General features: G+C 64.8%; 12 protein-coding genes. 10 read left to right on the forward strand and 2 right to left on the reverse strand.

Annotated elements, in window-relative coordinates; translation table 11 throughout:
* Nucleotides 1–75 precede the first annotated feature (75 nt).
* The 9 genes from KC8_RS12580 (at nt 76) to KC8_RS12620 (ending at nt 10,845) form a co-directional block, all read left to right on the forward strand.
* On the forward strand, nt 76–1,581 hold the full coding sequence (locus KC8_RS12580) for an aldehyde dehydrogenase (RefSeq protein WP_010123093.1): 1,506 nt from the start codon (nt 76–78) through the stop codon (nt 1,579–1,581).
* Nucleotides 1,578–2,963, forward strand: coding sequence for a glutamine synthetase family protein (locus KC8_RS12585; protein ID WP_010123092.1), 1,386 nt, complete (start codon nt 1,578–1,580; stop codon nt 2,961–2,963). Before KC8_RS12580 ends, KC8_RS12585 begins: the two co-directional genes overlap by 4 nt.
* Before the next feature lie 16 nt (nt 2,964–2,979).
* Nucleotides 2,980–3,855 (forward strand): ABC transporter permease, encoded by an 876-nt coding sequence (locus KC8_RS12590; RefSeq protein ID WP_010123090.1) that lies wholly within the window; start codon nt 2,980–2,982, stop codon nt 3,853–3,855.
* Nucleotides 3,852–4,703, forward strand: coding sequence for an ABC transporter permease (locus KC8_RS12595; RefSeq protein ID WP_010123089.1), 852 nt, complete (start codon nt 3,852–3,854; stop codon nt 4,701–4,703). Before KC8_RS12590 ends, KC8_RS12595 begins: the two co-directional genes overlap by 4 nt.
* The gene (locus KC8_RS12600) at nt 4,703–5,827 is read left to right on the forward strand and encodes an ABC transporter ATP-binding protein (protein ID WP_010123088.1); all 1,125 of its coding nucleotides are present in this window, start codon (nt 4,703–4,705) and stop codon (nt 5,825–5,827) included. The genes KC8_RS12595 and KC8_RS12600 overlap by 1 nt, the downstream gene beginning before the upstream one ends.
* A gap of 133 nt (nt 5,828–5,960) precedes the next feature.
* Nucleotides 5,961–6,725, forward strand: coding sequence for a gamma-glutamyl-gamma-aminobutyrate hydrolase family protein (locus KC8_RS12605; protein ID WP_010123087.1), 765 nt, complete (start codon nt 5,961–5,963; stop codon nt 6,723–6,725).
* Complete coding sequence (locus KC8_RS12610) at nt 6,722–8,137, forward strand: aminotransferase (protein ID WP_010123086.1); 1,416 nt, start codon at nt 6,722–6,724, stop codon at nt 8,135–8,137. The genes KC8_RS12605 and KC8_RS12610 overlap by 4 nt, the downstream gene beginning before the upstream one ends.
* Nucleotides 8,138–8,176: 39 nt before the next feature.
* The gene (locus KC8_RS12615) at nt 8,177–9,529 is read left to right on the forward strand and encodes a glutamine synthetase family protein (protein ID WP_010123085.1); all 1,353 of its coding nucleotides are present in this window, start codon (nt 8,177–8,179) and stop codon (nt 9,527–9,529) included.
* Between the two features lie 2 nt (nt 9,530–9,531).
* Complete coding sequence (locus KC8_RS12620; RefSeq protein ID WP_037494896.1) at nt 9,532–10,845, forward strand: aspartate aminotransferase family protein; 1,314 nt, start codon at nt 9,532–9,534, stop codon at nt 10,843–10,845.
* Between the two features lie 6 nt (nt 10,846–10,851).
* On the opposite strand, the gene KC8_RS12625 is transcribed toward KC8_RS12620, so the two are convergent.
* Nucleotides 10,852–12,147, reverse strand: coding sequence for an NAD(P)/FAD-dependent oxidoreductase (locus KC8_RS12625; RefSeq protein ID WP_010123082.1), 1,296 nt, complete (start codon nt 12,145–12,147; stop codon nt 10,852–10,854).
* 90 nt (nt 12,148–12,237) lie between these two features.
* Between KC8_RS12625 and KC8_RS12630 the strand changes: the two genes are divergently transcribed.
* Entirely contained in the window at nt 12,238–13,332 is a 1,095-nt protein-coding gene (locus tag KC8_RS12630; protein WP_010123081.1) for an ABC transporter substrate-binding protein, read from the forward strand.
* A gap of 13 nt (nt 13,333–13,345) precedes the next feature.
* On the opposite strand, the gene KC8_RS12635 is transcribed toward KC8_RS12630, so the two are convergent.
* A complete protein-coding gene (locus KC8_RS12635; protein WP_083831148.1) occupies nt 13,346–14,011 on the reverse strand; it encodes a DUF4893 domain-containing protein in 666 nt (221 codons plus the stop codon).
* Nucleotides 14,012–14,201 lie beyond the last annotated feature (190 nt).

Here is a 14,201-nt window from a genome sequence, read left to right on the forward strand (position 1 = left end):
CGGTGCGTAAATGGTGGGGTTTCCACGCACCGCGCAGCCGTTTATGGTGTGATCACAGATGGGGGTTAGCGGATCGTGGCACAGGATCTGACCGGCAATCTCGCACAGATAGAGGCGCTGGCGCTGCCTGCGCTGGCGGTGATCGACGGCGCTGCCGTTGCGGCACGTTCAGGCGCGACCTTTGCCAATATCGGCCCGCGTGATGGCCGGGTGATCGGCCATGTCGCCGCCGGGGACGCAGCGGACGTGGATGCGGCGGTGGCCGCGGCGCGCGCCGCATTCGATGATGGCCGCTGGCGCAATCTGGCGGCCAAGGCGAAGAAGGCGATCCTGCACGCTTTTGCCGATCGGATGGCGGCCCATGCCGACGAACTGGCGCTGCTGGAGGCGCTGGATACCGGCAAGCCGATCCGCGATGCGCGCAGCGTGGATGTGCCGCTGGCGATCGACAGCGTGCGTTATTATGCCGAGGCGCTGGACAAGGTGTATGGCGAGGTTGGCCCGCATCACCCGTCACGGCTGTCTTATGCGGTGCATGAACCGCTGGGCGTGATCGGCGCGATCGTGCCGTGGAATTTTCCGCTGCACATGGCGATGTGGAAGGTGGCCCCGGCGCTGGCCACGGGCAATTCGGTGGTGCTGAAACCGGCCGAACAATCGCCGCTGACGGCGATCCGGGTGGCCGAACTGGCGCTGGAAGCCGGTTTGCCGCCGGGCGTGTTCAACGTCGTTCCGGGGCTTGGCGAAACGGCGGGCAAGGCGCTGGCGCTGCACATGGACGTCGACATGATCGCGTTCACCGGATCGGGCGTCGTCGGCCGGCTGCTGATGCAATATTCGGGGCAGAGCAACCTGAAACGGGTGAGTTTGGAACTGGGGGGCAAATCGCCCCAGATCATCTTTCCCGATTGCCCCGACATGGCGGCGGCGGCGCGCAGTGCGGCGTGGAGCGTGTTTTACAACCAGGGGCAGGTGTGCACGGCGGCATCCCGGCTGCTGGTGCATGAATCGATCCGCGCCGATTTCACCGCCGAAGTGGTGAAGATTGCCGGCCGGATCGAAGCCGGCGATCCGCTGGACCCGGCCACCCGCTTTGGCGCGATGGTGAGCGAACGGCAGATGGCGACGGCGCTGCGCTACATCGCAACCGCGCAGGCCGAAGGGGCCGGGCTGGTGCTGGGCGGCGGGCAGGTGCGCGCCGAAACCGGGGGATTCTATGTCGCGCCGACAATCTTCGATGGGGTCCGACCCGATATGACGCTGGCGCGGGAAGAGGTGTTCGGCCCGGTATTGGGCGTGATCGGTTTTACCGATGAGGCCGAGGCGTACCGGATCGCCAACGACACGGTTTATGGCCTGGCGGCAGGGGTGTGGACCGCCGATCTGGATCGCGCGCACCGCGCGACGCGGGCGTTGAAGGCGGGGCAGGTGTGGGTCAATGGCTGGGATGCCGATGATATCACCATGCCGTTCGGCGGCTTCAAGCAATCGGGCTTCGGCCGCGACCGGAGCCTGCATGCCATGGAAAAATATGCCGATCTGAAGGCGGTGACCTTCACCTTGCGCGGGGGTGCTGCATGACGAAGGCGGCGATCCCGGCGGGTTTTGTCGCCGATCCGGCGGAAGGGCGGGCGTTTCTGGCCGCCCATCCGCATATTGCCTTGTTCGATGTGTTCTTCACCGGCCTTTCGGGCGTGCCGCGCGGCAAAAGGCTGAGGCGGCATGAGGTGGAGGCGGTATATGATTATGGCCGTTTCCTGCCGGGATCGATCCAGGTGGTCGATATCACCGGCCGCGATTGCGAGGATACCGGCCTGGTCTGGGAAGATGGCGACGCCGATCGGCGGGCGCGGCCGGTGCCGGGCGGGATCGTGCCGGCGCCGTGGCTGGGCGATGATGTCGGCCAGCTGATGTGTTCGCTCCACGAACTGGATGGGGCGGTGTGCGAGCTGGACCCGCGCGCGATTTTGAGCCGTGTGATTGATCGTTTCACCGCCGATGGGCTGACCCCGGTGGTGGCATGCGAACTGGAATTCTATCTGGTCGACGGGCGGCGCGGGCGCGATGGATCGGTCCGCCTGCCGCGCGGGATGGCCACCGCAACCGAAGTCTATGGCCTGCCGCAGGTGGAGGAAGCGTCGCCTTTCCTGCGCGATCTGTGGGCGGCGTGCGACGCGCAGGGCATACCGCTCGAAGGCGTGATTTCGGAATGCGCGCCGGGGCAATTGGAACTGACGTTGAAGCATAAGGGCGATGCGCTGCGCGCCGCCGACGATGCGGTCGCCTATAAGCGCGCGGCCAAGGGGGTGGCGAAGAACCACGGCTGCGACGTCACCTTCATGGCGAAACCCTGGGCCGATCGCGCCGGCAGCGGGCTGCATCTGCATGTCAGCCTGGCGGACGGGCAGGGCCTCAATCTGTTTGCCGCCGACGATGTGGCAGGAACCCCGATGCTGCGCCACGCGATCGGCGGGATGGGGGCGTTGCTGGCCGAAAGCATGGCGATCTTTGCGCCGAACATGAACAGCTATCGCCGGTTCAAGGCCAACAGCTATGCGCCCACCGCACCGACCTGGGGGGTGAACAACCGCACCGTCGCCTTGCGGGTGCCCGCTGGCCTGCCGCACACCCGCCATATCGAACATCGTGTGGCCGGGGCCGATGCCAACCCGTATCTGGCGGTCGCGGCGCTGCTGGCGGCGGTCCATCACGGCATCACCCACAAAATCGATCCGGGGCCGGCGGTGACGGGCGACGGCTATGCCGCAGCGGCGGCAGCCGGAACGAGCCTGCCGACCAACTGGTTCGATGCGGTGCGATTGTTCGAACAATCGGCGGTGCTGCGCGACTATCTCGGCGATCGCACGGTCGACATGTTCACCATCGTCAAACGCACCGAACAGACCCGCTTCATGGAGCAGGTCTCGGCGCTCGATCATGACTGGTATCTGCACAACGCGTGACGTGGGGGGCGGAGTGATGGAAGAGGACTGGAAACGCGCCAAAGGCCCCTTCGCGGTGATCTTTTCGCCGCCGGCCTTGTGGCTGTTCGTCTTCTTCGTCGTGCCGCTGGCGATCGTCTGGGCGTACAGCTTCGGCCAGAATACCGGGCCGACGACGATCGAAATCAGCGGCACGTTCCGCCATTATGTGCGTGCGGCGGACCCGGTTTACCTCGATATCTTCTTGAAATCGCTGGGCATGGCGACGATCACCACCCTGCTGTGCCTGGTGATCGGCTTTCCCGTGGCGCTGGCGATCACCTTCGCGCCGGACCGGGCCAAGGCGTGGCTGCTGCTGCTGATCATGCTGCCCTTCTGGACCAACCTTCTGATCCGAACCTATGCGCTGATGGCGGTGCTGCGGCGCGAGGGTTACGTCAATTCGACATTGGGCTGGTTCGCCGAGGCGCTCGGCCAGAATTTCGAGCCGCTACCGCTGCTGCATAACAATTTCGCGGTGGTGCTGGGGCTGGTTTACGTCAACCTGCCGTTCCTGGTGCTGCCGCTGTACGCAGCGCTCGACCGGCTCGACCGATCCTTGCTGGAAGCGAGCCTCGATCTGGGTGCGGGGCATCTGCGGACGATCTGGGAGGTGGTGGTGCCGCTGGCGCTGCCGGGGATCATGTCGGGCTTGCTGATCACCTTCATCCCCGCGCTCGGCAGCTATCTGACCCCCGATTTGCTGGGCGGGCCGGACAGCCAGATGATCGCCAACGTCATCGAACGCCAGTTCAAGCGCGCGAATGACTGGCCGTTCGGCGCGGCTTTGTCGTTCATCCTGATGTACCTGACCTTCATCGCGATCGCGGGACAGGCGCTGTTGTCCAACCGCCGCCGGAGGATGGCGCCATGATCGGCCGGCAACCCCGCGAACCGGCCGGCCCGCTCGATTATTTCCGGCGCTGGCCGCTGCGCATCTGGGTATTGCTGGTCACGATCTTCCTCTACGCGCCGCTTGTCACCTTGATGGTGTTCAGTTTCAACGAGAGCAAACGCAACATCGTCTGGACCGGATTTACCTTCGACTGGTATTTCAAGGCGTTCCGCAATGCGAGCCTGTTCGAGGCGTTCACCAATTCGCTGACGATCGCCGCCGTCGCCACCGCGATCAGCGTGGTGCTGGGCGCACTGGTGGCGGTGGCGTGCTGGCGGTTCCGGTTCCCGTTCAAGGCCGGGTTCGAAGGGACCTTGGCGCTGCCGATCGTGGTGCCCGAAATCTGCATGGGCGTGGCGATGCTGGTGTTCTTTTCGCGGGTCATGCCCTGGCCTACCGGCTTGCCGTGGCCGTTCAACCTGGGCGCGATCATCATCGCGCACGTATCCTTCTGCTTCCCGTTCGTGGCCGTCATCGTCCGCGCGCGCCTGGCTTCGTTCAATCGCGAGCTGGAGGAAGCGGCCAAGGATCTGGGGGCGAGCGAATGGCGCGCGTTCATGGACGTGCTGGTGCCGCACATGCGCCCGGCGCTGGTGGCGGGCGCATTGCTGGCGTTCACGCTGAGCCTCGATGATTTCGTCATCACCTTCTTCACCGCCGGGCCGGATACGGTGACATTCCCGGTGAAGGTCTATTCGATGGTGCGGTTTTCGGTGACCCCGGAAGTGAATGCCGCGTCGACCGTGCTGATCGTGGTGACGGTGCTGCTGACGGCGGTGGGGTTGAAACTGCAGGGGCGCGAAGTCGCCAAGAGCGGAGGCGCGTGATGACCGGAAAAACCCTGATACGGATCGAAGGGCTGACCAAGCGTTTCGGCCATTTCACCGCGGTCGATGACGTCAATCTGGAGATAGAGGAGGGCGAGTTCTTCGCACTGCTCGGCCCTTCGGGCTGCGGCAAGACGACGTTGCTTCGGATGCTCGCCGGGCTTGAGATCCCGACCGAGGGGCGCATCCTGATCGACGGGGCGGATATGAGCACGGTGCCGCCGAACAAGCGGCCGGTGAACATGGTGTTCCAATCCTATGCGGTGTTCCCGCACATGAACGTCACCGACAATGTGGCGTACGGCCTGCGCATGGACGGCGTGCCCAAGGATGAGCGCGCAGCGCGCGTGGCCGATGCGCTGTCGCTGGTGAAGCTCAATGGGTTCGAGGATCGCAAGCCCGATCAGCTTTCGGGCGGGCAGCGCCAGCGGGTGGCGCTGGCCCGCGCGCTGGTGAAACGGCCGCGCGTGCTGCTGCTGGACGAGCCGCTGTCCGCGCTCGACGCCAAGCTGCGCGAGGCGATGCGATCGGAAATGGCGCAGATTCAGGACAAGGTTGGCGTCACTTTCGTGATGGTGACGCACGATCAGGATGAGGCGCTGGCGATGGCCACGCGCTGCGCGGTGATGCACCGGGGGTTGCTGCAACAGGTGGCCAGCCCCAACGATCTGTATGAATATCCCGCCAACCGCTTCGTCGCCGATTTCATCGGCAGCGTGAACATGTTCGAAGGCCGGCTGGAGGTGGACGAGCCGGGCCATGCCGTCGTCACCTCACCCGCTTTGTCCGCGCCCATCTATGTCGACCATGGGGTGACCGGGGCGACGGGCGCGACGGTGTGGGCGGCGATCCGGCCGGAAAAGATCGAAATGCTCCACCGCCCCGAAGGGGGCCTGCCGCCGGTGGTGGCGGGGGTGCCCGACGGGCATAATGTGGTGCCGGGGATGATCTGCCACATCTCCTATCTCGGCAGCGAGACGGTGTATGACGTGGCGGTGGCCAGCGGCCAGCGGGTGAAGGTGCTGCGGTCCAACGTCGCGCGCTATGAAGAACAGGGGTTCGACTGGGATCAGCCGGTGTGGCTGGCCTGGCACCCGCGATCGCCGGCGGTGCTGCTGTCGTGAGGGGGAGGGGCTCCTTTCTTATTCGTCATGCTGAACTCGTTTCAGCATCCATCTTTCCACAAGCGCCGACGGTGGGTGTGGCACGATGGACCCTGAAACAAGTTCAGGGTGACGGGAAAGAGCGAGGGGCTGCATGACCCGTCCGCTCCTGGGCATCAGCGCGTGCAACCGCCCCTTTGGCGAGGAGACGGCGCAGGTGGTGATCGACCGCTATATGGAAGCGGCGATGCGCCATGCCGATGCGGCGGCCCTGCTGATCCCGGCGCGGCCCGATCTGATGCGAGCGAGCGAGGCGGCGGCGCGGATCGACGGGCTGTTGCTGACGGGTAGCCCGTCCAATGTCGATCCGGCGCGCTATGGCGATGCCGATGGCAATGGCCCGTTCGATCCGGCCCGCGACGAGATGAGCCTGGCGCTGATCGATGCGATGATCGCGCTCGGCAAACCAGTGTTCGGCATCTGCCGGGGGTTTCAGGAAATCAATGTGGCGTTCGGCGGCACGCTGGACCGCGGCCTGGGTGATCCGGCGCGGGCGTTGCCGCACCACGCGGCCGAGGGCGTGCCGCTGGATGCGATGTTCGCGCACCGCCATGACGTCAGGTTAACCCCCGGCGGCGTGCTGGCGCGGGCGTTCGGGCGCGATGGGCTGACCGTCAATTCGGTGCATTTCCAGGGGGTGGAGCGGCTGGGTGAAGGGCTGTCCGTGGAGGCGGCGGCGCCCGACGGGGTGATCGAGGCGGTATCCGCCAGCCCCGGCGGTGCGCCCGTTCTGGCGGTGCAATGGCACCCCGAATGGCAGAGCGACCGGGACGCGGCCTCCACCGGATTTTTTGGGATTTTGGGCCGGGTGCTGCGTGGTGACGCGATCGCGGCGGCCCCAGCAAAGAAAGGCGTGTGACCGTGCGCAATTATGACATTCCCGCCTTGCGCAAGCAGGATATCGCCCATCACCTGCCCGCGCAGGCCAATTACAAGCTGATTCAGGATCTGGGCGGCAGCCGGATCATCACCCGTGCCGAAGGATCGACGATCTGGGACGGCGATGGCCATGCGATCCTCGACGGGATGGCCGGCCTGTGGTGCGTCGCGGTGGGCTATGGCCGCGAGGAACTGGCTCGGGTCGCCTATGAACAGATGCTCGAACTGCCATATTATAACAGCTTCTTCCGCACCGCGACGGTGCCGGCGGTGGAACTGGCGACCAAGTTGGCCGGGCTGCTGGGCGGCGAATTGCAGCATATCTTCTTCAATTCATCCGGGTCGGAATCGAACGACACCGTGTTCCGCCTGGTGCGCCATTACTGGACGTTGAAGGGCCAGCCCGAACGGCAGATCTTCATCAGCCGGCGCAATTCCTATCATGGATCGACCGTGGCGGGGGCGAGTCTCGGCGGAATGGCGTTCATGCATGCCCAGGGCTGCCTGCCGATCCCGGGCGTCGAACATGTGATGCAGCCTTATGGCTTTGGCGAAGGCTTTGGCGAGGAGCCGGAAGCGTTCGCCGCGCGCGCCGCTGATGACATCGAGGCGCGGATATTGGCGGTGGGGCCGGACAAGGTGGCGGCGTTCATCGGCGAACCGGTGCAAGGGGCAGGGGGCGTGATCATCCCGCCGCCGGGCTATTGGGCGCGGGTGGAAGCGATCTGCCGCAAATATGGCATATTGCTGGTCGCCGACGAGGTGATCACCGGCTTTGGCCGGCTGGGTAAATGGTTTGGATTCCAGCGGTTTGGCTTCACGCCCGATATCGTCTCGATGGCCAAGGGGCTGTCGTCGGGCTACCAGCCGATTTCGGCCACCGCCGTTAGCCGCGAGATCGTGGCCACCCTGCGGGCAAGCGACGAGGATTTCGTCCACGGCTACACCTATTCGGGGCATCCGGTGGCGGCCGCCGTGGCCCTGCGCAATCTGGAGATCATCGAGCGCGAAGGGCTGGTCGATCGTGTCGCGCGCGATATCGGGCCGTATTTCGCCAACGCGCTGAAGAGCCTGGATGATCATCCGCTGGTGGGCGAAACGCGTAGTCTGGGGCTGATCGGCGCGGTCGAGATCGTCGCGCAAAAGGGCACCAATCGGCGGTTCACCGGCAAGGAAGGCGCCGCCGGGCCGGTGGTGCGCGATGCGTGCATCGCCGGCGGGTTGATGGTGCGCGCGATCCGCGATTCGATCGTGATGTGCCCGCCCTTGGTGATCACACGCGATGAGGTGGACCGGATGATCGCGATCATCCGCGCCGCGCTTGATTCAGCGGCACCGATCCTCGCGGCGCTGCCTGCGCCGGATCATGTCGAGGTCGAAACTTTGGGCTGAACCGCGTTGCAGTGAATCAGGGAGGCAGGAGAGGCGATCATGAGCAGCAGCAGCTTTCGCGAATGGATCGCCGCCAACGGCACCAATGAAATCGAATGCCTTGTCCCCGACATGAACGGGGTGATCCGCGGCAAGGTGTGGCCGGCGCAGAAATTCCTGCAATCGGTGCACAACGGATCGCTCCGCATGCCCAGCAGCATCTTCGCCGTCACCGTGACCGGCGAATATGCCGACGAGCCGACCGCGGCGGAAAGCTACAGCGATCCGGACGTGTCGTTGCATCCCGATTTCGGGTCGTTGTGCGTGGCGCCGGGATTCAAGACGCCCACCGCCTTCGTGTTCGCCGATGCGCACCACAAGAATGGCGATCCGTTCGAAATCGCGCCGCGTTATGTGCTGAAAAAGATATTGGCGCTGTACGATGCGATCGGCTGGCAGGTGGTGATCGCGCCCGAACTGGAATTCTACCTCACCAAGATCAACACCGATCCCGATCTGCCGCTGGAGCCGCCGGCCGGGCGATCGGGCCGATCGGAAACCGCGCCGCAACCCTATGGCCTGGAAGCGGTGACCGAATATGAGGACCTGATCGAGGATATTTACGAGCAGGCCGAGGCCGCCTCGCTCCACCTCGACACGATGATCCACGAAGCGGGCACCGCCCAGCTGGAAATCAACTTCAACCATGGCGATCCGATCCACCTGTGCGATCAGGTGCTGGTGTTCAAGCGTATCGTCCGCCAGGTGGCGCTGAAACATGGGGTGTATGCGACGTTCATGGCCAAGCCGATGGAACATCAGCCGGGCAGTGCCATGCATCTCCATATTTCGGCCAACGACAAATTGACCGGGCAAAACCTTTTTGGTGAAAAACCGGATGGGTTGAGCGAGACGTTCCGTCACTTCGTGGGCGGGCTGCAAAAGTTCCTGCCCGAATGTGCGCCATTATTTGCACCGAATATCAATAGTTTTAGGCGGATGCGGCCGGGCCATTCGGCGCCGATCAACCTGCAATGGGGCTATGACAACCGCAGTTGCGGCCTGCGCGTACCACTAACCGATCTGGCGAATACGCGGGTCGAAAACCGCGTGCCGGGGGCCGACGCCAACCCCTATCTGGCGCTGGCTGCGTCCTTGGTGTGCGGCTATGTCGGGGTGCGCGACCGGATCGAGCCGGCGCCGATGGTGGAGGGCAATGCGTATCTTCATCTGCGCACCCTGCCGCGCAATCTGGACGAAGCACTCGACCGGCTGACCGCCTGCACCGAGGTGATCGACCTGCTCGGCGAAAAATTCATCCGTGCGTTCCTGCTGATCAAGGCCGACGAACTGAACGCCTATCAGGGCGTGATCAGTTCGTGGGAGCGGGACCATCTGCTGCTGAAGGTGTGATCATGGTTGCAACACCCAATGACCTGTCCGCATTCTGGATGCCGTTCACCGACAATCGCGGGTTCAAGGCCGATCCGCGCCTGCTCGTCCGCGCGCAGGACATGCATTATTGGGCGGCCGACGGCCACCGCATCCTCGATGGCACAGCCGGGCTGTGGTGCGTCAATGCCGGCCACACGCGGCCCCGCATTGTGGAGGCGATCCGCGCCGTGGCGGGCGAGCTGGATTTCGCGCCGACCTTCAACCTCGCCCACCCGCTGGCGTTCCAGCTGGCGAGCCGGGTCGCCGATCTCGCGCCCGAGGGGATGGACCATGTGTTTTTCACCAATTCGGGGTCCGAAGCGGTGGACAGCGCGCTCAAGATCGCGCTCGCCTACCAGCGGGCGCGGGGGCAGGGGACCCGGACCCGGCTGATCGGGCGGGCGCGGGCCTATCATGGCGTCAATTTCGGCGGGGTTTCGGTGGGCGGGCTGGTGAATAACCGCCGCACGTTCCTGACCTTGCCGGGTGTCGATCATCTGCCGCACACCTATGATCATGCCCATCAGGCGTTTGCCCGCGGCGAGCCGGAATGGGGTGCGCATCTGGCCGACGCGCTGGAGGATATCGTCGGCTTGCACGGGGCGGAAACGATCGCGGCGGTGATCGTCGAGCCGGTGGCCGGATCGACCGGCGTGCTGGCGCCGCCCAAGGGCTATCTCCAGCGGCTGCGCGAAATTACCGCCAAACATGGCATCCTGCTGATCTTTGACGAAGTGATCACCGGGTTCGGCCGGCTGGGTGCGCCCTTTGCCGCGCAGGCCTTCGGCGTGACACCCGATCTGATCACCATGGCCAAGGGGCTGACCAACGGCGCCGTGCCGATGGGCGCGGTGGCGGTGGCCAATCATGTCCATGCGGCGGTGGTGGATGACGCCGCGCCGGGAATCGAATTCTTCCACGGCTACACCTATTCGGGCCACCCGCTGGCCGCCGCCGCCGGATTGGCGGCGCTCGATACCTACAGGCAAGAAGGGCTGTTTGAGCGCGCCGGGGAACTGGCGGATTATTGGGCCGATGCGATCCATTCCCTGCGCGATGCCCCCCATGTGATCGACATCCGCACGATCGGGTTGGTCGCTGGGATCGAGCTTTCTTCATGCGCCGATGGGCCGGGCGTGCGCGGCAAGGCGGTTTTCCACCGCTGTTTCGACGATGGCCTGCTGGTGCGCGTGACCGGCGACATCATCGCATTGTCACCGCCGCTGATCATCGATCGGGCGCAGATCGACGAACTGGTCGGGCGGATCCGCGCGGCGCTGGATGCGGTGGGGTAGCCGCCACTATAGCCGATCCCTGAGCGCGAACATCGACATCGCAGCCACCAAAGTCGGCCAGCGTAACAACCGGCCACCGGGGAAGGGGGGAACGGGGATACGGGTGAGGCGATCGAAATCGGGGCTGCCGTGGATGAGCGCATCGCCCACCAGCTTGCCGAAATAGGGCGCGAGGACGACGCCGAGGCCCGAATAGCCGCCGATGGCGGTGAGGCCGGGGGCGACTTCGCGCAAGAAAGGCATGCGGTTGGGGGTGATGGCCAAGGTGCCGCCCCAGCCATAATCGAGGCGCACGTCGGCCAATTGGGGAAAGACGCGCAGCATGTGCGGGCGGACGAAGGCGGGGATATCGGCGGGGAAGCGCCAGCGATAATTTTCGCCGCCGCCGAACAGCAGCCGGTGATCGGGGGTCAGGCGGAAATAATAGACGACGAAGCGCGAATCGGCGACGGCGACATTGTCGCGGATCAGCGAGCGGGCGCGAGCTTGGCCCAAAGGTTCGGTGACGGCGATAAAATTGTTGATCGGCATCACCCGCCGTTCGATCACCGGCGATAGCCCGCGCAGATAGCCATTGCCGGCAAGGATCACGCGATCGGCGGTGATCGTGCCGGTGGGGGTGGTGATCCGCCAGCCTGAGCCGGCGCGGGTGACGGCGGTGGCGCGGGTGTGCTCGTGGAGATGGGCGCCGGCGCTGGCTGCGGCACGCGCCATCCCCAGGGCCAGGTTGAGCGGATGGAGGTGGCCGCCGCGCCGGTCGATCATCCCGCCATGATAGCCTTTGGCGCCGAGCATCTGGCCAAGCGTCGCACCATCGACATAATCGACATGGGGGTAGTCGTACCGGGTGCGCAGCAGTTCGACCGCGGCCCGCGTATGCGGCAGAAAACGGCGCTTATGATCCACGTGGAACATGCCCGGGGTGAAATCGCAGGCAATGGCGTGATCGGCGATCAGGCGATCGAGATGATCGCGTGCGTCGATGGCGACCCGCCACAAATGCAGCGCATCATCGCGGCCGAGCGCGCTTTCCAGCCATGCCGGATCGCGGCGCTGGCCGACATGGGCCTGCCCGCCGTTGCGGCCCGACGCCCCCCAGCCGAGCCGGGCCTGATCGATCAGCCGGACCTGTACGCCGGATTGCGCGAGGCGGAGCGCCGCGCCCAGCCCCGTGAAACCGCCGCCGACGATGCAGATATCGGTGCGTGCATCGCCCGCCAGACGCGGCGCAAGCGGACCGGCCGCCGCGGTCGCATGGTACCAGGAGGGGGGATATTCGGGATCGTCGCCGTCACCGCGCATAAAGCACTGTCCCGCCTTGCCGATAATGCGTCGTTGACGCCCGCCAACTGTGATCTTAGCGTTCTTCCATCATTGCGGAAGGGGGCTCCTATGACCAAGCTGCCGACGATCGTGCCACCGCCATCGCGCCGGGGGTTTCTAGCCGGGCTGGGTATAGCCGCCGTGGGCTTAAGCTTTGCCCCGCTTTCAGGCTGCAGCAAGGGCGGCGAAAGTGGCGGTAAGGCCAAGACGCTCAACTTCTACAATTGGGACACCTATATCGGTGAAACGACGCTGGCCGATTTCAAGGCCGCCAGCGGCATCGACGTCAATATGAGTCTGTTCGCCACCAATGACGAACTGTTCGCCAAGCTGCGCGGCGGCAACCAGGGTTATGACGTGATCGTGCCGACCAACGATTTCGTCGAACGGATGCGCGCAGCCGACATGCTGATGCCGCTGGATCATGCCAAGATCCCCAATTTCAAGAATATCGCACCCGAATTTCAGGATGCGAAGTTCGATCCGGGCCGCCAATATTCCATGCCCTATACGTGGCTGGTGATGGGCATCGGCTATCGCAAGTCGAAGGTCGACGCGGTGCCCGACAGCTGGAAATGGGTGTTCGATTCGGATCGCTACAAGGGCCGGATCGCGCTGGTTTCCGAGGCCGGCGATCTGGTGCGACTGGCGATGAAATATCTCGGCAAGCCGATGAACACGAGCGACGATGCATCGCTCAAGCAGGTCGAAGAGCTGCTGATCCGGCAGAAGCCGAACATCGCCGTTTTCCATGAGGATAATGGGCAGGATCTGCTGCTGGCCGGCGATGTCGATGTCGTCATCGAATATAATGGCGATATCGCGCAGGTGATGAGCGAGGACAAGGACATCGATTTCGTGGTGCCCAAGGAAGGCAGCCAGATTTCGTCCGATTGCCTGTCGATTCCCAAGGGCGCGCCGAACCCCGATCTGGCGCACGAGTTCATCAACTATCTGCTCGACGCCAAAGCCGGGGCGGAGATTTCGCGGACGATCAAATTCCCCACCCCCAACGCCGCGGCCAAGGCGCTGATGGACGAAGCCTATCGCGACAACCCTGTGATTTTCCCCAAGAATCTCGCCAACAGCGAATATGCCGAATATTCGAGCGAGGATTTGTCGCGCAAATATGAGGAGATCATCACCCGCGTTCGCGCGGCCTGATGAACGGCTGACGTCAAGACGGCGCAGGCGGCGGGGCTGGCGGTGGGACGTCGGGCACAAATTCGATCACGTCCAGCCCGCCATCGCCGCGCAGCAACACCAGCCGCCACTGGAAATCGCCGGTTCGTTCGAACACCCCGGCGGTATCGGTGGTGCGATCATCGCCATAAGCCGGGGTTGATCGGCCGGCGGCGCGCGGCGTTGCGCCGAGAAAGACCAGCCGATTTCCGCCATCGGGCCATAGCCGGCCGGCGGGGCGATCGCTGCCCGTCGCCTTGGCCAGGGTGGTGAGTTCGCCATCTTCGGCGATGAAGCAGAACCAGGGTTTGAAGGTTTCAAAACCGCCCTGCCGGTGCGGGACAAGCCGCAAGGTGCGACAGCGATAGCGCCCCGGTGGCGGCAATGGCCGGGCGAGCGCGGCTGCGGGCATGAGCAGCGCGCCTTCGGCGGCGATCGCGGGTTTGCGCCATCCGGCGACGCTGCCCAGCACCCGTGCCCAGCGTGTGGGGAGGGCGGCGATGGCGGCCGTGTCGCGGCCAGACGCGACCGCCTGCCATTCGACCGGCACGTCGGGCGCCGGCAGCACCGATACGCTGGCGGCCGCGCGCGTGGTGGCCTGTGGTGATTGACAGGCCACAAGCGGAACAAGCGCGGCCAGCCACAAAAACCTCGACGTCATGATACGCTCCGTCGTGTCGGCACAGTCAGCCTGTGCCCGATTGGTTAACAATATCCTAATGGCGGGTAGGGCGCGGGCAGGCCTAGCCGGAATAGTCAGGACCTTTGCGACGTGGCACCCCCTTTTGCGAAGCGGCCATCCTTTGGTGCGGAGCCGCGACAGCCGGGCCGGGGCACGATAGCGTGGCCGG

The sequence above is a fragment of the Sphingomonas sp. KC8 genome (assembly GCF_002151445.1).
In the GTDB taxonomy this organism is placed as follows: domain Bacteria; phylum Pseudomonadota; class Alphaproteobacteria; order Sphingomonadales; family Sphingomonadaceae; genus Sphingomonas_E.

Excerpts from the sequence above, each read along its gene's own strand:
- KC8_RS12585 (WP_010123092.1), top strand. The coding sequence starts at position 1,578 with ATGACGAAGGCGGCGATCCCGGCGGGTTTTGTCGCCGATCCGGCGGAA.
- KC8_RS12590 (WP_010123090.1), top strand. The coding sequence starts at position 2,980 with ATGGAAGAGGACTGGAAACGCGCCAAAGGCCCCTTCGCGGTGATCTTT.
- KC8_RS12595 (WP_010123089.1), top strand. The coding sequence starts at position 3,852 with ATGATCGGCCGGCAACCCCGCGAACCGGCCGGCCCGCTCGATTATTTC.
- KC8_RS12600 (WP_010123088.1), top strand. The coding sequence starts at position 4,703 with ATGACCGGAAAAACCCTGATACGGATCGAAGGGCTGACCAAGCGTTTC.
- KC8_RS12605 (WP_010123087.1), top strand. The coding sequence starts at position 5,961 with ATGACCCGTCCGCTCCTGGGCATCAGCGCGTGCAACCGCCCCTTTGGC.
- KC8_RS12615 (WP_010123085.1), top strand. The coding sequence starts at position 8,177 with ATGAGCAGCAGCAGCTTTCGCGAATGGATCGCCGCCAACGGCACCAAT.
- KC8_RS12620 (WP_037494896.1), top strand. The coding sequence starts at position 9,532 with ATGGTTGCAACACCCAATGACCTGTCCGCATTCTGGATGCCGTTCACC.
- KC8_RS12625 (WP_010123082.1), bottom strand. The coding sequence starts at position 12,147 with ATGCGCGGTGACGGCGACGATCCCGAATATCCCCCCTCCTGGTACCAT.
- KC8_RS12630 (WP_010123081.1), top strand. The coding sequence starts at position 12,238 with ATGACCAAGCTGCCGACGATCGTGCCACCGCCATCGCGCCGGGGGTTT.
- KC8_RS12635 (WP_083831148.1), bottom strand. The coding sequence starts at position 14,011 with ATGACGTCGAGGTTTTTGTGGCTGGCCGCGCTTGTTCCGCTTGTGGCC.